This window comes from Pseudomonadota bacterium (genome assembly GCA_030859565.1).
Classification (GTDB): Bacteria; Pseudomonadota; Gammaproteobacteria; order JACCXJ01; family JACCXJ01; genus USCg-Taylor.
The window spans coordinates 1-17583 of record JALZJW010000003.1 but is presented as its reverse complement, the minus strand read 5'-3'; the positions used below and the strand labels follow the sequence as shown (position 1 = coordinate 17583).

Annotated in this window: 17 protein-coding genes and 1 other RNA gene; 14 read left to right on the top strand and 4 right to left on the bottom strand. The window is 60.2% G+C overall.

Features of this window, described 5'->3' with window-relative positions; genetic code table 11:
* The first annotated feature begins 618 nt into the window (after positions 1 to 618).
* A complete protein-coding gene (locus tag M3436_01000) occupies positions 619 to 1068 on the top strand; it encodes a ClpXP protease specificity-enhancing factor (GenBank protein MDQ3562758.1) in 450 nt (149 codons plus the stop codon).
* Positions 1069 to 1119: 51 nt separating this feature from the next.
* Here the strand turns inward: M3436_01000 and M3436_00995 are convergent, their stop codons facing one another.
* From M3436_00995 to M3436_00980, 4 genes are read right to left on the bottom strand one after another with little or no spacing between them, the layout of a single operon-like run.
* Entirely contained in the window at positions 1120 to 1716 is a 597-nt protein-coding gene (locus M3436_00995) for a BON domain-containing protein (GenBank protein ID MDQ3562757.1), read from the bottom strand.
* Positions 1706 to 2311, bottom strand: a complete 606-nt coding sequence (locus M3436_00990; protein ID MDQ3562756.1) for a phosphoheptose isomerase — start codon at positions 2309 to 2311, stop codon at positions 1706 to 1708. The genes M3436_00995 and M3436_00990 overlap by 11 nt, the downstream gene beginning before the upstream one ends.
* Positions 2312 to 2366: 55 nt before the next feature.
* Positions 2367 to 2723 (bottom strand): YraN family protein, encoded by a 357-nt coding sequence (locus M3436_00985; protein MDQ3562755.1) that lies wholly within the window; start codon positions 2721 to 2723, stop codon positions 2367 to 2369.
* 11 nt (positions 2724 to 2734) lie between these two features.
* The gene (locus M3436_00980; GenBank protein MDQ3562754.1) at positions 2735 to 4564 is read right to left on the bottom strand and encodes a penicillin-binding protein activator; all 1830 of its coding nucleotides are present in this window, start codon (positions 4562 to 4564) and stop codon (positions 2735 to 2737) included.
* Positions 4565 to 4595: 31 nt separating this feature from the next.
* Here M3436_00980 and rsmI point away from each other — a divergent pair, with 31 nt between their 5' ends.
* The 13 genes from rsmI to M3436_00915 form a co-directional block, all read left to right on the top strand.
* Complete coding sequence (gene rsmI / locus M3436_00975) at positions 4596 to 5504, top strand: 16S rRNA (cytidine(1402)-2'-O)-methyltransferase (GenBank protein ID MDQ3562753.1); 909 nt, start codon at positions 4596 to 4598, stop codon at positions 5502 to 5504.
* An 8-nt stretch (positions 5505 to 5512) separates the two neighbouring features.
* An RNA gene (rnpB, locus tag M3436_00970) (RNase P RNA component class A) lies at positions 5513 to 5929 on the top strand.
* Between the two features lie 271 nt (positions 5930 to 6200).
* A complete protein-coding gene (mraZ, locus tag M3436_00965) occupies positions 6201 to 6671 on the top strand; it encodes a division/cell wall cluster transcriptional repressor MraZ (protein MDQ3562752.1) in 471 nt (156 codons plus the stop codon).
* A 40-nt stretch (positions 6672 to 6711) separates the two neighbouring features.
* Positions 6712 to 7614 carry a 16S rRNA (cytosine(1402)-N(4))-methyltransferase RsmH gene (gene rsmH / locus M3436_00960; protein MDQ3562751.1) on the top strand — a complete coding sequence of 301 codons (903 nt, stop codon included), beginning with the start codon at positions 6712 to 6714 and terminating at the stop codon, positions 7612 to 7614.
* Positions 7611 to 7874, top strand: coding sequence for a cell division protein FtsL (gene ftsL, locus M3436_00955; GenBank protein ID MDQ3562750.1), 264 nt, complete (start codon positions 7611 to 7613; stop codon positions 7872 to 7874). The genes rsmH and ftsL overlap by 4 nt, the downstream gene beginning before the upstream one ends.
* On the top strand, positions 7874 to 9616 hold the full coding sequence (locus tag M3436_00950) for a penicillin-binding protein 2 (protein MDQ3562749.1): 1743 nt from the start codon (positions 7874 to 7876) through the stop codon (positions 9614 to 9616). Before ftsL ends, M3436_00950 begins: the two co-directional genes overlap by 1 nt.
* Entirely contained in the window at positions 9613 to 11130 is a 1518-nt protein-coding gene (locus tag M3436_00945; GenBank protein MDQ3562748.1) for a UDP-N-acetylmuramoyl-L-alanyl-D-glutamate--2,6-diaminopimelate ligase, read from the top strand. The genes M3436_00950 and M3436_00945 overlap by 4 nt, the downstream gene beginning before the upstream one ends.
* A gap of 5 nt (positions 11131 to 11135) precedes the next feature.
* Positions 11136 to 12482, top strand: a complete 1347-nt coding sequence (locus tag M3436_00940) for a UDP-N-acetylmuramoyl-tripeptide--D-alanyl-D-alanine ligase (protein ID MDQ3562747.1) — start codon at positions 11136 to 11138, stop codon at positions 12480 to 12482.
* Between the two features lie 2 nt (positions 12483 to 12484).
* Complete coding sequence (gene mraY / locus M3436_00935) at positions 12485 to 13567, top strand: phospho-N-acetylmuramoyl-pentapeptide-transferase (GenBank protein ID MDQ3562746.1); 1083 nt, start codon at positions 12485 to 12487, stop codon at positions 13565 to 13567.
* A 14-nt stretch (positions 13568 to 13581) separates the two neighbouring features.
* The gene (gene murD, locus M3436_00930) at positions 13582 to 14937 is read left to right on the top strand and encodes a UDP-N-acetylmuramoyl-L-alanine--D-glutamate ligase (GenBank protein ID MDQ3562745.1); all 1356 of its coding nucleotides are present in this window, start codon (positions 13582 to 13584) and stop codon (positions 14935 to 14937) included.
* Positions 14934 to 16103 carry a putative lipid II flippase FtsW gene (gene ftsW / locus M3436_00925; GenBank protein ID MDQ3562744.1) on the top strand — a complete coding sequence of 390 codons (1170 nt, stop codon included), beginning with the start codon at positions 14934 to 14936 and terminating at the stop codon, positions 16101 to 16103. The genes murD and ftsW overlap by 4 nt, the downstream gene beginning before the upstream one ends.
* Positions 16093 to 17160 carry an undecaprenyldiphospho-muramoylpentapeptide beta-N-acetylglucosaminyltransferase gene (murG, locus tag M3436_00920; protein ID MDQ3562743.1) on the top strand — a complete coding sequence of 356 codons (1068 nt, stop codon included), beginning with the start codon at positions 16093 to 16095 and terminating at the stop codon, positions 17158 to 17160. Before ftsW ends, murG begins: the two co-directional genes overlap by 11 nt.
* Positions 17153 to 17583: Mur ligase domain-containing protein (locus M3436_00915; GenBank protein MDQ3562742.1), on the top strand; the 431-nt coding region annotated here is incomplete at its 3' end. The genes murG and M3436_00915, both read left to right, overlap by 8 nt.

The window sequence follows — 17583 nt, the reverse complement described above, 5'->3', positions numbered from 1 at the left end:
TCGCCGGCCCCTGGTCCAATAGACGAAGTGTCCTTTAGCACGATTTTTTTGAAGTCGTGTTTCAGATCATCCTGTCCGCCTCGATAAGAAGGTTGAGATGCCTTCTTGTTTTCAACGGTGCCGTCTCTACACGGATACGCACCAGTCGCTCATCAGGATCAATGCCTGGCTAGTGCAGTGTCTCTGAAATACCTATACAGTCACCAATCTGTCGATACCCCCTTCGTCATTCCCGCGCAAGCGGGAATCCAGCGTCTTTTGTGGATTCCGGGTCTCCGGCGCTTCGCACCTTCGCCCGGAATGACGGGGCAAACGCGACCAGTTATTTACGAGACACTAGGGCTACTCCTTTCGAAAAAATCTACCCGCCCCTGGTCCTTGACCTCCCCGGAAAACCGCCGGTACCGCCTGAACAACAAGATCCGCGTCACCCACCCGCGCGCCTACGGACTGCGGAACGAGGAGTATCTGCGGTTTTAGATCCTGACTTGCATGCTGCCCGCACTCAAAAAGTGTCCCAAAATCACCCACACGATTTCCTGAAGACCCGGTTTCCGTACCGGCTCCTCGCAGAATACAAGACGGCGGTTTCAAGGTATCATATCGCTTGTTGTGTGGGTGCCGCGAAACGGCAATGCAGTTGTTTGCGCTACGAAATCCGACGACGTTTCCGATGACGTCGTAGGGCCATTAGAAATGAAGAAGCTAAGTTCTACGCGTCCGTATTTGCTGCGCGCATTTTACGCCTGGATCGTTGATAACCAGCTTACCCCGCATCTGATCGTGGATACGACCCGCCCCGGGGTGGTAGTTCCTCCGCAGTATGTGAAAAATGGCAGAATCATATTAAATATAACGCCTGCCGCCGTACACGGTTTGAAAATCGACAATACCTCGATTGAATTCAGCGGACGGTTTGGGGGAACGGCTTACGGGATCCTCGTTCCGCTCACCGCAGTCGAAGCCATCTATTCCAAGGAAAACGGCAAGGGCATGGTGTTTGCGCCCGAACCGGATACGGCGAACCGTCCCGCGCCGCGGAAACCCGTCCTCAAGCTGATTAAATAACAAGTCGAAGCATGCCTGCCCGGCGCCGCGGAGGCGTTCCCTGCTAGGGCTCTATATTCGAATAGCTTGACGATATTCGAATAGCTTGACGACTTTCCGCACGCCTCCGATGCGGCGGGTCAACTCGGCGACCGCGGTGCCCTCCTTAGGGTTTAAAAGACCCATGAGATAAACCACGCCGCTTTCGGTCACCACTTTGACGCGCGTGGGATCGAAGCCCTTGATTCTGAGATGCTGTGTTTTGACCTTTGTCGTTAGCCAGGTGTCGTTGCTACGCGCGGCAAGCGAACTGGTGCGTCCGACACGAATGTAGTCGTGAACCTGCCGGACCTTCTCGGTACCGGCGGCGAGATCATGAATGCGTTGCCGAAGGACTTCCGTCGCCGCTTCGCCCGTGAGAAGCACGATGTTGTTGTAGCTCGTTGCGTTAATGTGCGATTTGGAATTGAGATCGGCATTCTGATACACGGCGTTAGAGATTTTCAATTCGATAGCTTCATCCTCGACGACGGTGCCCATCGTGCGGCTGTCATGGGCCACGGCGGCGCCTCCCGCCACGCCGCCTACGATTACGGGTGCGCAACCCGAGAGCATGCATAGCAGTGCAAAGCCGCAGCACGTTTCTTTTATAGCGCTTCTACCCATCATGCCCGTTCTCCTGTCCGAGTAATTGCCTATCCACCAGATCGCACACGCAATGTATGAGCATTATGTGGACTTCTTGGATCCTGGCCGTAGACCAACCGGGTACGCGGATCTCGGTGTCCCCCTCTTTGAGACGCTGCGCGGCCTTACCGCCGTCGCGGCCGCTCAGCAGGGCGACTCGCATGTCGCGATCATGCGCCGCGTCGATCGCATTCACAATATTCGGCGATTCACCGCTGGTCGAAATCGCGAGCAAGATATCTCCCGATTGACCCAATGCGCGGATCTGTTTGGAAAACACCTCCGCAAATTGATAATCGTTGGCAATCGAGGTTATAGTGGAGGGATCTGTCGTGAGGGCGACTGCAGGTAATCCAGGCCGTTCCGCCTCGAATCGGTTGAGCATCTCCGCCGCGAAGTGCTGCGCATCGGCGGCCGATCCGCCGTTTCCGCAGGCCAATAATTTATTTCCTTCCAGCAAAGCGCCAGCGACCATACGGGCCGTACGTGCGACCAGAGGAGCCAGCGACCCCGCGCATTTTTGCTTGAGATCGATACTCTCGCGGAATATTTCGATGACTCGTTCGGTGTAGTCCATGTTCTTACTCAGCGCCTTCATCCGGCAACGGACGCCTACCCTGATGGCCCCTGTGCTAGGCTTGAAACGCGGCCTTAATCCACTCCGTACACGGCTTGGCGCCGGTGACGACGACAACATCGAACCGGCATGGCGCATGGCCCGTGCTCATCCTGTGCGTCTGAAGATAATGGCTAGCCGTCTTAAGTATGCGCGTCTGTTTCGTGTGATTGATCGTCTCGAGCGGAGAACCATAGCCGGTGCTGGCGCGGTAGCGTACTTCTATAAATACCAGCGTGTCATTATCTTTCATTACTATGTCGATTTCACCGGCCAGGCAGCGATAATTCCGTGTGAGCAGTCGCAACCCGCGCGCGCCCAAATAGCGGAGAGCGATGCTTTCGGCCCACGCCCCGCGCGCGCCAGTTTTCATGCCAGCGGCGTTTATTCGCGCAGCAACGCAGGCACGCCGCTCCGGAATTGAGCCCACGCTAGCTGCCGACGAATGCGTTTGTGTTCATCCATACGCAGGATACCGGTGACACCCTCCAGGTGTGCCGAGGGATCGCTTTGAAGCGCTCCGATGCGAGTCATCAGGTGGTAGGCATCGATGCCAAAGGCATACAACCGCGCATGGGTCTCAAATCTCTTAGGCCAATGATGCCTCGTGCTCGCGCTAAGTTCGCTGCGGTAAGGATCGAGCACCCACGGCATGTCACCGAATATCACCCCATCGAGGGCGCTATCGGCTTCCGGGGTAGGCGCGGGTGAGTAGACGTGGGATGTCGCGTAGATCGGCAGGCGATCACGGCCGCGCGAGCGGATCCACGGAAGTATTAATCGGGCCTCACGGGGTGAAGCGGCCATGAAAATGAAGTCCGCTGAAGAGCCTGCGGCGTAGGCCTCGCTTAGCGGTATCGGCGGCGCTGGAGGGCGAATGCTAGCGCGCATCAGCTCCGCAACCGCAGTCTCGATATTCCTGGCATCACGTTGATAAGTTTGCTGGACCACGATCTCGCCTCCCAGATCTTGCCAGCGTTGCTTGAACGCCCGCAACAGCCGTTCGCCCCAGGGAGTGGCGGGTGTTAAGACCAGTGCGCTCACGCGCCCGTCCAACCAAGCGCGCTCGGCGATCTGCCCGGCCTCGTCCTCCGGCGGCAGGCCAAACTGATACAAATACTGAATATCAGTGCGGTGATCCAAGCCCTCGATCCGATTCAACGCCAGCGTCGGGACCGCAATCACGTTGGAGGCAACTAATACCTTCAGCGCTGGTTTGTCCAAGGGACCGACGACAAACTCGGCACCCTCCTCTAGCGCACGACGATAGACGGCGGGGGCGTTGGCCGCATTGGTGTCATGGATCGATAGGGTACGCCGCGCGCTGTTTGCGCCATCGCTGTACCAGGCGGCGATAAAACCGTCTTTGATTGCGGCCGCGGCTTCGGCATACTGGCCGAACAGAGGCAGAAGCAGCGCGATGTGCTCGGGATCAAGGTTCAGAACGGCCCGCTGCTCCCGGACTCGCGGCAAGGCTTCTTGGCGCGCCGGGTGATGAGGGTATTGCTTCTCCCAAGTGGCGAGCAGTGCTTCGAACGAGGGGTCATTGCCCGATCTCGCGATAAGCGCCAGATCAATCCAGCCGCGTAGCAATGGCGAGCCGAAGGATCGTTCTTGGGTGAGATCGGAACGCGTGACCTGATGGAGTGTGTCCCAAATAGCCAAGCGATTGGCGCGCTTCAGTTTTTCGTCGGCGAGATAGGGATCCAACGCAACCTGCTCCTGCGCCGCCGACAAAAATTCACCCTTGGCTTGATAGGTGTCGGCAAGAACCCGATGGTAGCGCGGGCGTAACGCATCGGGAACCCGATCGCCTTCGATACGCTTTAATGCGTCCAGCGCTTCCTTGGCGTTGCGGCTCAGCAAAGACGTTTGCGCCGATAACAGGGTGTGCCATACTTTCAAGTAGTGCTCGCGCGCCGGAACCTTGATCCCGTCCAAGACCTGTCGGGCCTCTCCCACGCGTCTCGCTTTCAAAAACGTATTCGCCGCGCGCAGCCCGAACAGGTAGGATTCGGGTGCCGAGGAAATCGCCTGCAAACGTTGAAACTCGGCGGCCGCCGCCTCTAGCTTTCCGGACTGCAACAGACGCATAGCCTGTTGGTCGGAGTAAGGCTTGACCTGCGGCCCGCGCGATGCAACGTGCGCACATCCTGCCGCCACTAACAGCAAGAAAGCAAACCGGCGCAGGGTGTTGTTTAATAATGGGGGCATTGTCAGAACAGTATCGGAAGGGCTTGCGGCCGTGTCAATCGAGCAGGGTGTTCTTTACGTCGTAGCGACGCCTATCGGAAATCTTCAGGATCTCAGTCCGCGCGCGCGGCAAGTGCTCGGCGGCGTTGATGTGGTGTTCGCGGAAGATACCCGTGTGAGCGCGCGTCTATTAAACCATTTTGGGATCGCGACACCGCTGTTAGCATTTCATCAACATAATGAAAGACGTGTGTGCCCTGGCGTGGTGCGGCGTTTGGCAGCCAGACAGAGCGTTGCTCTGATTTGCGATGCCGGCACGCCCTTGATAAGCGATCCGGGCTATCATTTGGTGCAAGCGGTACGCGCCGCCGGTTACAAACTATGCTCGATTCCGGGGCCTTGCGCGATCGTCGCGAGTCTTGCAGTGGCCGGCCTACCCACGGATCGGTTTGTCTTTGAGGGATTCCTGCCCCCACGGCGGCCCGCGCGCCGGGATCGCTTGTCGGTACTACGCCATGAACAGAGGACCCTCGTGGTTTACGAAGTTCCACACCGCGTGCGGGATTGTGTTGCCGATATGAATGAGCTTTTCGGAGCGGATCGTCGCGTGACGCTGGCGCGGGAGTTGACGAAAATTTACGAGGAAACTTTTGCCGGAACCTTGTGCGGCCTGTCCGAATGGTTGCAAGAGAAGGAGCGTGTCCAGGGCGAGATCGTGATCGTAGTCGCGGGTGCGGCGGGGGATGCCCATGACCATGAGCGGTTACGGCATTCGGTCGCGACCCTATTGAAATACCTGCCGGCGAGGCAAGCGGTAGCGGCCGCGACCGAGATTTCCGGCGCGAATAAGAATCAGATCTACCGGCTTATGCTAGAGATCGCATCTCACAGCGTTGCCGAGCACGGGAAGCCGGAAGAAAGCGCGGGATCTTGCAACTCGGGCGAGATCTCAACAAACTAAGATCGCAAGGAGTCAACCGGGTAGTCGCTGTGTCGATGCGATGCAGAGGAAAGTCCGGGCTCCAAGGGCAGGGTGCCAGGTAACGCCTGGGGAGTGCGAACTCACGGAAAGTGCCACAGAGAAAAGACCGCCAACCCCCGGCGGGCAAGCCGGTAACGGTCCGGCCGGTCGGGACGGCAAGGGTGAAAAGGTGCGGTAAGAGCGCACCGCGCCGGCTAACGCCGGTGGCAGGGTAAACCCCACCTGGAGCAAGGCCAAATAGGGGAGCGAGCCTCCCCATGAGGGGTGGCGACACGTGGCCCGCGTGGGCTCCCGGGTAGGTCGCTAGAGGTGCATGGTGACATGCATCCAAGATAAATGACTGCCCCGCTGAGGCCGTTTTGTGCCGCGGCGGACAGAACCCGGCTTACAGGTTGACTCCTGCTTTCTCTCAGTCCCTTGTATCGAGGGCGCCACGGGCCAGTACAAACGATAATCTTAACCACCGACATTAATTATCTAAGCTAATCGCACCATTCGTAACCATCTTTAGGCGCCGTGAAACTGGCCGTTCCGGCGTCGTGCCGCGAAAATATAAGTCCCTGTTCAAGAAGCGACTTTCAGACGCCGGTCGTGAATATTTTCTTGACATCTCGCGGCTGGGTTCTTATAGTTTGTCTGTGGGGAAACGTGGGGAAATGTGGATCCTTACTATTCATGGGCAAGATGTCGTTTCAGGGGATCAATGCGCTGAGTCTCGATGCCAAGGGGCGTCTGGCGATTCCAAGCGGCTACCGGGAACAAATAGCGGCCGTGTGTGGCAACGCGCTTGTACTTACCCTTAGCCCGTATGACCCCTGCCTGTGGTTATATCCCGTGACGGAATGGGAAGCCATCGACGTAAAATTGCAGCAACTTTCGGATTTCGATAAGCAAAGCAGACGCACGAAGCAAATGATGCGGGGTTATGCAAGCCCATGTGTACTCGATGCACAGGGCAGGATCCGCATTCCCGAGTCGCTGCGGGAGTTCGCAAACCTCGTGAAATATATTACCTTTTTAGGTCAAGGCAATCGCTTCGAGCTATGGGATGCCGACGTTTGGGTAGGACAGCGGGACGAATGGCGATCCGACATTGGGCGCGGTGTCGGAACGGCGTCGGAGGCGTTGCGCGATTTAGCGTTGTAGGCACGTGCAGGGTACCGGAGGCTCCCATACCCCGGTACTGGTGAGCGAGGTTGTGAAGCTTCTCGTTCTCCACGACGCGGGCTTGTATATTGACTGTACGTTCGGGCGAGGTGGACATGCACGCGCAATTTTGCAGCGCCTGGGGCGGCGAGGACGCCTGGTCGTGATCGATCGTGATCCGGCGGCCGTATCGGCGGCGGAACAGCTCGCGGGCGAGGATCCTCGAGTCGAGGTGGCCCGAAGCTCGTTCGCACTACTGGAACAACTCGCACACGCTGCGGCGATCGCCGGGCAGGTCGATGGAATTCTGTTCGATCTCGGTGTCTCTTCAGCGCAATTAGATGATTCCCGGCGCGGTTTTAGCTGCGGCCACGATGGTCCGCTCGACATGCGCATGGACAATGAATCCGGTTTTACGGCCGCGCAATGGATCGCGACGGTGTCCACTCGGGAGCTGACGGAGGTTATTCGTGCATATGGCGAAGAACGGTTTGCTACTAGAATCGCGCGTGCCATCGTGAGAGAACAAGCCCTTGCACCAATCACGACTACCAAGCGTCTAGCGGAAATCGTCGCCCGCGCGAAACCGGTATGGGAAAAAAATCTGCATCCGGCCACGCGCTGCTTTCAAGCGCTACGGATTATTATTAATGACGAGCTCGATGAGCTTAAGCTCGGCCTTCGGCAGGCGGTAAAGGTATTGCGTAGCGGCGGACGTCTCGTAGTAATAAGTTTCCATTCGTTGGAAGACCGTATCGTAAAGCGATTTATACGTGACGAATCGCAGGGACGGTCCGCCCCGCGCAGCTTACCGCCGCGTGTCGCTGCGGAAGGCCTGACCTTAAAACAAGTGTGTGGTCCGATGAAACCCACAGTCGGCGAGATCGCCCGCAATCCGCGGGCGCGAAGCGCGACCTTGCGGGTAGCGGAGAAGCTCCTATGACACGGATCTTGTGCCCTTTGCTGGTGGGTTTGGTAGTTATCACCTCCCTTGCAATCACCATGACCCGGCATCAAAGCCGAAAGTTGTTTGTCGAATTGCAAGCGCTCGAGCAGGGGCACGACGCCATGAATGATGAATGGGGGCGGTTGCAATTGGAGCAGGCCACCTTGGGGACGCACGGGCGCATCGAAGAGCGCGCGCGCAGCGCGCTGAACATGACGATGCCGTCCGGCGCGGACGTGATCATCGTGACCGACTGATGGTCCGGCGCAAGCAGTTGTTTTTCGACGGTCGACGGCGATTTGTCGTCAGCGCATTCGTGGTGGGCGCGGCGCTACTCGTTTGGCGGGCAGTCTATCTTCAACTCACCGAAACCGATGTGCTTCAGGGACACGGGGCGGATCGCTATCTTAGAACCGTTGAATTACCGGCGCATCGGGGAACGATCACTGATCGGCATAACGAGCCCCTGGCAGTCAGTACCCCGGTAAGCTCGGTGGGCGTTATTCCTTCCAAACTCACGCAAGTGCGCGGCCGCTGGCCCGCACTCGCGCGGGTGCTCGGGATTTCAGGTCAAGAGTTGTCGGCGTTCGTGCAATCGCGGCTGGAGCGCCGCTTCGTTTTACTTAGAAGGCACGTTCCCCCCGAGCTTGCCGAGGAGGTGATGCGGCTTGATATCGACGGGGTGGAGCTCCGCCAAGAAGTACATCGGTATTATCCGGCAGGGGAGGTGACGGCACACTGTGTCGGGTTTACCGATATCGATGATAAGGGGCAGGAAGGTATCGAGCTCGCCTACGACGAACACTTGCGGGGTGTCTCCGGTTCGAAACGCGTGATCCAGGACTTGATCGGGCATGTCGTTGAAAACGTGGAAAGCGTGCGCGCACCGCAACCGGGCCATGATCTGGCGCTGAGCATCGATAAGCGCGTTCAATACGTGGCCTACCGCGAGCTCAAGGCCGCCGTGCGCGAGCACCACGCCCGGGCGGGTTCGATGGTGGTGCTCGACGCCCAAACCGGGGAAGTGCTCGCCGCGGTAAATCAACCCTCGTACAACCCGAATAACCGCAAGCAGTTACGGGCCGGTTATTTTCGCAACCGGGCGCTCACGGACACCTTCGAACCCGGCTCGACGATCAAGCCCTTCACCATTGCTACCGCTTTAGAGTCGGGGGCGATCGGCGTCAAGACCATGATCGATACGCGTCCGGGATACCTGCGGGTTGGGCGAAATACCGTACGCGATTTGCACGATTACGGGCTGCTCGATGTGACCGGCATCATTAGCAAATCAAGTAATGTGGGCATCACCAAAATCGCAATATTGTTAGAACCCGCGCAGCTTTGGGGGATGCTCGCGCGGCTGGGATTCGGCGCCGCGACGGGCTCCGGTTTCCCGGGGGAGGCAGCCGGGCGCCTACAACATTATGATGCATGGCGCACGATCGATCACGCGACGGTAGGATTCGGGTACGGCCTCTCGGTCACCGCATTGCACCTCGCAAACGCCTACTTGGCCTTTGCGAATGACGGGATGGTACTACCGGTAAGCCTGCTGCGGTTGCCGGAGCGGCCGCACGGACAGCGTGTGATGAGTCGTTCAAGCGCGCAAACGGTGCGCGGCCTGCTGGAGGCGGCCGTGCGCCAAGGCACCGGTAGGTTGGCGCGCATCACCGGCTACCGCGTCGCGGGCAAGACCGGGACCGTGCACAAACCGGCCCCTGGGGGAGGTTACGCCGAGGACCGATATGTATCCCTGTTCGCGGGAATGATCCCGGCCAGCCAGCCGCGGCTGGTCGCGGTCATAATGATCGATGAACCGGCCCGAGGCGAGCATTTCGGCGGACAAGTCGCCGCGCCGGTATTTGCCAGGGTGATGCGTGATGCGACCCGCTTGCTCGACATACCGCCCGATGACATTGCCTCCTTGCTTCCCCAGAATGATCAGTTTCTCACCCGCGTTCATACGGCGGATTTACCGCCCGTGATCCGTCCATGAACGCCGTCGCGCAACAACCCGGTCAAGTGCTCAGTTGCCTCTTGGATGGATTTGGCCAGGTGGCGCCGCCGCACGACCGGCTTATCCTTGGACTGTGTACGGATAGCCGCTTAGCACGCGGGGGCGACTTGTTTTTAGCCTATCCAGGCATTAATCGGCATGGCGGTGATCATATGCGGGAGGCGATACGCGCGGGGGCAGTCGCCATCGCCTTGGATGCCGACTACGGTCGCCCTACATTGTCCGCCGGGCCGATTCCAATCGTCCGAGTGCCACGGCTACCGACATGCGTCGGGGAGATTGCCGCGCGTTTCTACGCTCATCCCTCCCGGCATCTCTTGGCGATCGGGGTGACGGGCACGAACGGAAAATCCTCCGTGACACACACGATCGCCCGCGTGCTCGATAGCGCTGGGAATGCCGGCCCGTGCGGTGTCGTCGGTACCCTGGGCTGGGGCCGGGTGGACGATCTCACCCCCGCGACCCACACCACACCGGATGCGGTGACGATCCAGCGTCAGCTCGCCGATCTGCGCGCTCGGCGAGCGCGTTCGGTGGTCTTGGAAGTGTCCTCGCACGGCTTAGATCAAGGGCGGGTCGCGGGCGTCGAGTTTGCCATTGCGGTTTTCACCAACCTCAGTCGCGATCACCTCGATTACCACGGCGACATGGCTGCTTACGGCGAGGCGAAGAAGTTGCTCTTTCAATGGCCGCGGTTGCGGGCGGCGGTGTTGAATCTCGATGATTCCTATTGCCAGGCGATTTCCGCGGATCTAGCGGCCGACGTTCGTGTATTCGGCTATACCTTGAACGATTCCCGTTCGCCGGTGAACGAGTGTATCGTGGGTAGCGCTCTCAAGCTGCACGATCGAGGCTTGTCGCTTCGCATCGAGGTGGGAGGACAAACCGCCGACATCGAGAGCCCGCTTTTAGGCCGGCTCAACGCCTACAACCTACTCGCCTCCCTCGGCGCGTTGCTGGCGGCCGGTGTAGCGCTGGAGCAGGCGGCCGAGGGGATCGCATCGGTGGGGCCGGTTCCCGGGCGGATGGAGCGCTTTCCCGCCGGAGGTGGATCGCCGCTCGTTATTGTCGACTACGCCCATACACCGGATGGTTTGGAGCAAGCGCTGATCGCTTTGCGCCAGTTTCGATCCGGAAAGCTTTTTTGTATCTTCGGCTGTGGCGGGGAACGGGATGCCGGAAAACGGCCGCTCATGGGGAGAATCGCCGAAGCCCTGGCCGATCGCGTGATCCTGACGACCGACAACGCGCGGCGCGAGGATCCGGCGGCAATTGTTAAGGATATCCTGGGCGGCATGATTGATCCGGCGCGGGCGCGCAGCGAGCCGGACCGGGCGCGCGCGATCGCGTCTACCATTGAGCATGCCACTGAAAACGATACGGTATTGATTGCCGGTAAAGGCCATGAAGACTATCAAGACCAGGGCGGGGTGCGCAGTCCGTATAGCGACCGCCAGGTGGTAAAGCAACTTCTGCGCGGGCCCAAACCGTGATTCGTATGCGCCTCTCCGATTTGACGGGTGTTTTGGGCGCGGAGCGCCACGGGAGGGATATCGAGTTCAGCGGTTGTACGACGGACTCTCGGAACCTATCTCCCGGGGCCTTATTCGTTGCGTTGCGCGGGCCTCACTTCGATGGCCATGACTTCGTGGACGCGGTTTTTGAGCGGGGAGCGGCCGCAGCCGTGCTCGAGCATCCGATCGGCGGGGAGCGGCCCAGTTTAGTGGTCCCCGACACGCGCCGGGCGCTCGGGCAAATCGCGGCGCATTGGCGCCGGTGTTTCCGGCTCCCGCTCGTTGCCGTAACCGGTAGCAACGGCAAGACCACGGTGAAAGAGATGTTGGTGGCGATCCTCTCGCGTTGCGCTCAGGTGCTCGGGACGCAGGACAATCTGAATAACGATATCGGCGTGCCCTTGACGCTGTTCAAACTCGATGAGCGATACGCTTACGCCGTGATCGAAATGGGCGCCAACCACCCTGGTGAGATTGCCGCGTTATGCGAGCTCGCGCAGCCCTCGGTGGCGGTGGTTACCCAGTGTAGCCCGGCCCATCTGAAAGGGTTCGGGTCGCTAGAAGGCGTGGCGCGCGCGAAGGGAGAAATCTTTACCCAACTGGGACCCGGCGATACGGCTGTCATTAACGCCGATGATCCCTATGCCGGCCTATGGCGCACGCTCGCGGGTGGCTGCCGACAACTGAGCTTCGGTTTCGAAGCCTTGCCGGATGTCACGGCCACCGTGGTTGATCCCGCCAGCGTGCTGGACGGGAGCAAGCTCCGCCTGCATACCCCGGCCGGGTCTATCGACGTCCATATCCAACTATTGGGGCGCCATAATATCAGCAACGCCTTGGCGGCGGCCGCGAGCGCGTTGGCTCTTGGAATCGAGCTCGGGGACATCGCCGCGGGCTTGCAGTCGGTGCGCGCCGTGCAAGGTCGATTGCAGCCGCGCGCCGGCCGCCGTGGAACGCGGATTTTCGACGATAGTTACAACGCCAATCCGGGCTCGCTCAAAGCGGCCCTCGAATTCTTGGCGAGTTGCCCCGGGGAGCCGTGGCTGGTGCTCGGTGATATGGGAGAGCTCGGCCCCGAGGCCGCGGGTTACCATCACCAGGCGGGCGTATTGGCACGCCACCTCGGGATACAGCGCTTATACGCGACCGGCGATCTGGCGCGCGCGAGCGTGGACGGATTCGGGCCGGGCGCGCGGTATTTCGCGACTGTCGATACGCTCGTTGAATCCTTGGGCGGCGATCTCCATCCACGGGTCACAGTACTAGTGAAAGGGTCGCGGTCGATGCGCATGGAACGTGTGGTGGGCTTCCTGCAGCAGGAAGGGGAATAGGCGTGCTCCTCTATCTCAGCGAATTTCTGGCGGAACTCGATAGCGGGTTCCGCGTTTTCCAATACCTGACCTTGCGCACCATCCTCGGTGTTCTGACCGCGCTTGTAATCTCGCTGGTGGTCGGACCGTTCATGATCAGGCGTTTGACGCACCACCAGATCGGCCAAAGCGTGCGTGACGATGGCCCGCAAAGCCATATGGCGAAATCGGGCACACCTACGATGGGCGGGGTACTCATTTTGACCTCCATCGTGGCCAGCACTTTATTATGGTCGAATTTGGATAATCGGTTTACGTGGGTTGCTCTCATCGTGACCATGTTGTTCGGAACCATCGGCTGGGTGGATGACTACCGCAAGGTGGTAAAACGCCAATCGAAGGGTCTCTCGGTGCGAGAAAAATTTCTCTGGCAATCGTGCGCGGGTCTCGGTGCCGCGCTATTTCTCTATCTTACCGCGGGCTCCCCCACGGAAACGCAGTTAATCGTACCGTTCGTCAAGGCCGTGGTGATCGATCTCGGCTGGTTTTTCGTGCTGTTCAGTTATTTCGTCATCGTGGGAACCAGCAATGCCGTGAATCTTACCGATGGCCTGGATGGTTTAGCGATCCTCCCCACGGTGGTGGTAGCCAGTGCCTTGGCGATATTCGCATACGTTGCCGGGAACGTGAAAATTTCCACTTACCTGGGCGTGCCCTACGTGCCCGGGGTGGGCGAGCTTAGCGTTTTCTGCGGCGCGATCACGGGCGCCGGCCTTGGGTTTCTCTGGTTTAACACCTATCCGGCTCAGGTGTTCATGGGTGATATCGGGGCGCTGGCCCTAGGCGCCGCCTTGGGTATCGTCGCCGTGCTGGTGAGGCAAGAACTGGTGTTGCTGATCATGGGCGGGGTGTTTGTGATGGAGACCGTCTCGGTGATCCTGCAGGTGTCGTCTTTTAAGCTTACCGGGAAACGAATTTTCAACATGGCCCCCTTGCACCATCACTTCGAGCTTAAAGGGTGGCCCGAACCAAGGGTGATCGTCCGCTTCTGGATCATCACCGTGATCCTGGTGCTGGTGGGGCTCTCCAGCCTCAAGATCCGCTAGTCATAGGAGTCTCAATGGTGACTCACGAAGTAACGCAGGCCGCCGACACCGTCATCGTGGGTCTGGGGCTGACGGGTTTGTCCATAGCGCGTTTTCTCGCCAACCGCGGTGTGCCGTTCGCCGTCACTGACAACCGGGAAAACCCGCCCGAGTTGAGCGCGTTTAAAAGCGAATTTCCGCACGTACCACTCGCTCTTGGCGGGTTTGATGAGAGCCTGTGCACACAAGCGCAGCGGTTGTTCGTGAGTCCAGGGGTGGCGCCTCGCGAGGCGATCCTCCAAACAGCCCGCAAGCGCGGTATCGAGGTTGCCGGCGATATCGAGCTGTTTGCGCGCCAAAGGCGCGCCCCAATCGTCGCGATCACCGGCACCAACGGTAAGAGCACGGTAACCTCCCTGGTCGCCGCGATGGCGGAGGGGAGCGGATTGGAGGCGCGCTCCGGAGGCAACCTCGGCACGCCGGTATTGGCTTTGATCGACGATACGGAGCCGGATGTCTATGTGCTCGAGCTTTCGAGCTTTCAACTGGAGACAAGCGAGTCGCTCACCCCCGAGGCCGCCGTGGTGCTTAACCTGACACCCGACCACATGGATCGTTATGCCTCGTTGGATGACTACGCCGGTGCCAAACAACGTATCTACCGCGGCACGGGTGTGATGGTCATCAATGAGGATGATGAACGCGTCGCCGCGATGATGGCGGCGGGCCGGCGCGTGATCGGTTTCAGCCTCGGGATCCCGCGCGGGGACGGGTTCGGGGTTCGGGAGCGCCAGGACGAGCCTTGGCTGGCGCAAGGTGGCGATGAATTGTTGCCGGCGTCCGCGCTGCGGATCCGCGGGCGGCATAATATCGCGAACGCGCTGGCGGCTTTGGCGCTAGGGACCGCGATAAGCTTGCCGAGGCAGGGCATGCTCAACGCGTTGCGGGAGTTTCGCGGTTTACCGCACCGGTGTGAATGGGTCGCGCGGCTTCGCGATATCGATTGGTATAACGACTCCAAGGGCACCAACGTGGGCGCCACCTGTGCCGCGATTCGCGGGTTGGGCGCCACGCGGCCCTTGGTGTTGATCGCGGGGGGCGATGGCAAAGGCGCGGACTTTCGGCCGCTCTCGGATGCGGTATCCGGACACGTGCGGGCGATAGTGGTCATGGGGCGCGACGCCCCGCGCATCAAGTCCGCACTTGCCGAGGCGGTGCCATTGCTGGAAGCCAAGGATATGCAGGAGGCGGTGTCCCAGGCGGCGCAACTCGCGATTCCAGGCGATGCCGTCCTGCTGTCGCCCGCGTGCGCAAGCCTCGACATGTTTCGTAACTATGCCGAGCGCGGGGACATGTTTATGCGCGCCGTCAACGGGCTGGTAGCACAGTGAACCAAGCCGCGCCGCAAGCATTGCCTCGGACCTTACCCAGGAGCTCCCGGCCGCGGGCGAACTACGATCCCTGGCTGGCCGGGTGTTTGGTGCTGTTATTAGCACTAGGACTGGTCATGGTCGCCTCCGCCTCGGTGACCATTGCCGATCGCGATCATCACGATCCCTTCTACTTTTTATGGCGGCAGATGGCGGCGGCGATGATCGGCCTTAGCTGCTGCTTCCTGGCCGTGCGCACGCCGTTAGCCACATTGGAGCGCTTAGGCGCGTTATCGCTTTTTATGGCCTTGCTGCTGTTGACAGCGGTACTGGTGCCAGGCGTAGGACGAGTCGTTAACGGCAGCATGCGCTGGATCCGTCTGGGGCCGGTATCGTTTCAGGCCTCCGAACCGGCGAAGCTTTTCGTCATCATCTATCTGGCGAGCTATCTCGTTCGCCACGAACACAAGGTCCGGTCGACCTTCGCGGGAACGATGAAGCCGTTCTTGGTGTTGACGCTCATTGGCGGTTTGCTGCTCTTAGAGCCCGATTACGGCGTCACCGCGGTATTATTCGCGACGGCCTTAGGCATGCTATTTCTCGGCGGAGTCCCGCTAACGCATTTCCTGGGGTGGGGAGCGGTGGCTGTCACCGCATTAGTTGCGCTTGCGATGCTCGCGCCTTATCGTCTCGAACGCTTGATGACGTTCATGGATCCGTGGGCCGACCCGTATGACCGCGGATTCCAGTTAACCCAAGCGCTCATCGCGATTGGGCGCGGTGAATGGTGGGGCGTCGGACTCGGGGGTAGCATTCAGAAGTTATTTTATCTTCCCGAGGCACATACGGATTTCATATTTGCCGTGTTGGCGGAGGAATTGGGGCTGATCGGATCGCTGGTCGTGATCGGCGCCTACACCCTGGTGGTCTGGCGCGCCGTCGTGATCGGCGGCCAGGCGCAATGCGCGGGTCAGCCTTTCGCCGAGCAATTCGCCTACGGGATCGGTTTACTCATCGGACTCCAAGCGTTTATCAACATGGGAGTGAACATGGGGGTGCTGCCGACCAAGGGGCTGACGCTGCCCTTGGTGAGCTATGGGGGTAACAGCATGATGGTGACCTGCGCCGCGTTCGGGATCTTATTCCGCGTGGAGCGTGAAGCGAGGGTTCGGCGTGATGGCGGGTAGACCGGTGCTGATGATGGCCGGCGGTACGGGCGGACATATTTTCCCCGCCCTCGCGGTCGCCGAACGGCTACGCGACTTGGGCGTGCCCCTGATCTGGCTTGGGACCCGAGGCGGGCTGGAAGCGACCATTGTGCCTAAGGCGGGTTTCGATCTCATTACCATCGCCGTATCCGGGTTCCGGGGCAAGGCGCTGATCAAGCAGGTCATCGCGCCGCTGCAGATCGTGTTCGCGCTGCTCCAGTGTCTCGTGCTCTTGGTACGCCGGCGGCCCGCGGCTGTCGTCGGTATGGGTGGATTCACAAGCGGGCCCGGAGGCATCGCCGCCTGGCTTTTGCGGATCCCGCTGATCATCCACGAGCAGAACGCGGTGGCGGGACTCACGAACCGTTTATTGTCGCCCTTGGCTACGCGTGTCCTGGAGTCTTTCCCCGGCACCTTCGCGCGCGTCAGAACCGCGGTTCACACGGGTAATCCGGTGCGCCGCGAGGTATTGAGCGTCAGCCGCGTAGAGCACGCTCAGACGGAATTGCGGATTTTGATCCTCGGCGGGAGTCAGGGCGCCTTGGTTCTCAACCGCGTCGTACCCGAGGCCGTCGCGCGCCTGGGATCCCCGGCGGTCCGGATATGGCATCAGGTCGGGGCTTCCGATCAGGGCGCCACCGGGCAGCGCTACACGGCCTTTGGGGTGCGGGCCAAAGTCGATGTATTCATTGACGACATGGCTGCGGCCTACGCTTGGGCGGACATCGCGATTTGCCGTGCCGGCGCTTCCACGCTGTTCGAGCTTGCCGCCGCGTCCGTCCCGGCGATTTTGGTTCCTTATCCCTCGGCCGTGGACGATCACCAAACCGCGAATGCGCGATTCTTGGCCGACCGCGGCGCTGCGATACTCATACCGCAGCCGCAATTCAACGAAGGGTGCTTGGCGGAAGTGTTGAGGACACTGGGAGAAGACCCTGAACGCTTGCGAATCATGGCGGCCCGGGTGCACGAGATCGCCGCGTTAAATGCCACCGCACGGGTCGTTGACCTGTGTGTGGAGGTGGCGCGTGGTTGAAAACGAAACCTCGAGTATGCGCCGGGTAAAGACGATTCACTTTGTCGGGATCGGCGGGGCCGGCATGAGCGGGATCGCCGAGGTTCTCCACAACCTCGGCTACCGCGTTTCCGGTTCCGACCTCCACGATAACGCCAGCACGGAACGCCTGAAACGGCTGGGTATCCGTATCGTATTGGGGCACCGTGCGGAAAGTATGGCGGAGGCGGACGTCCTGGTCGTATCGAGCGCCGTCGGCGCCGATAACGTCGAGGTCCTCGCGGCGCGGGAAAGGAGAATACCGGTCGTGCCGCGCGCGGAGATGCTGGCTGAACTCATGCGCTTTCGTTACGGGATCGCGGTCGCGGGCACCCACGGAAAAACGACCACCACGAGCCTCATCGCGAGTCTCTTGGCGAGGGCCGGTCTCGATCCCACCTTCGT

Excerpts from the sequence above, each read along its gene's own strand:
- M3436_00995 (MDQ3562757.1), bottom strand. The coding sequence starts at position 1,716 with ATGATGGGTAGAAGCGCTATAAAAGAAACGTGCTGCGGCTTTGCACTG.
- M3436_00990 (MDQ3562756.1), bottom strand. The coding sequence starts at position 2,311 with ATGGACTACACCGAACGAGTCATCGAAATATTCCGCGAGAGTATCGAT.
- M3436_00985 (MDQ3562755.1), bottom strand. The coding sequence starts at position 2,723 with ATGAAAACTGGCGCGCGCGGGGCGTGGGCCGAAAGCATCGCTCTCCGC.
- M3436_00980 (MDQ3562754.1), bottom strand. The coding sequence starts at position 4,564 with ATGCCCCCATTATTAAACAACACCCTGCGCCGGTTTGCTTTCTTGCTG.
- mraZ (MDQ3562752.1), top strand. The coding sequence starts at position 6,201 with ATGGGCAAGATGTCGTTTCAGGGGATCAATGCGCTGAGTCTCGATGCC.
- ftsL (MDQ3562750.1), top strand. The coding sequence starts at position 7,611 with ATGACACGGATCTTGTGCCCTTTGCTGGTGGGTTTGGTAGTTATCACC.
- M3436_00950 (MDQ3562749.1), top strand. The coding sequence starts at position 7,874 with ATGGTCCGGCGCAAGCAGTTGTTTTTCGACGGTCGACGGCGATTTGTC.
- M3436_00945 (MDQ3562748.1), top strand. The coding sequence starts at position 9,613 with ATGAACGCCGTCGCGCAACAACCCGGTCAAGTGCTCAGTTGCCTCTTG.
- M3436_00940 (MDQ3562747.1), top strand. The coding sequence starts at position 11,136 with ATGCGCCTCTCCGATTTGACGGGTGTTTTGGGCGCGGAGCGCCACGGG.
- murD (MDQ3562745.1), top strand. The coding sequence starts at position 13,582 with ATGGTGACTCACGAAGTAACGCAGGCCGCCGACACCGTCATCGTGGGT.
- murG (MDQ3562743.1), top strand. The coding sequence starts at position 16,093 with ATGGCGGGTAGACCGGTGCTGATGATGGCCGGCGGTACGGGCGGACAT.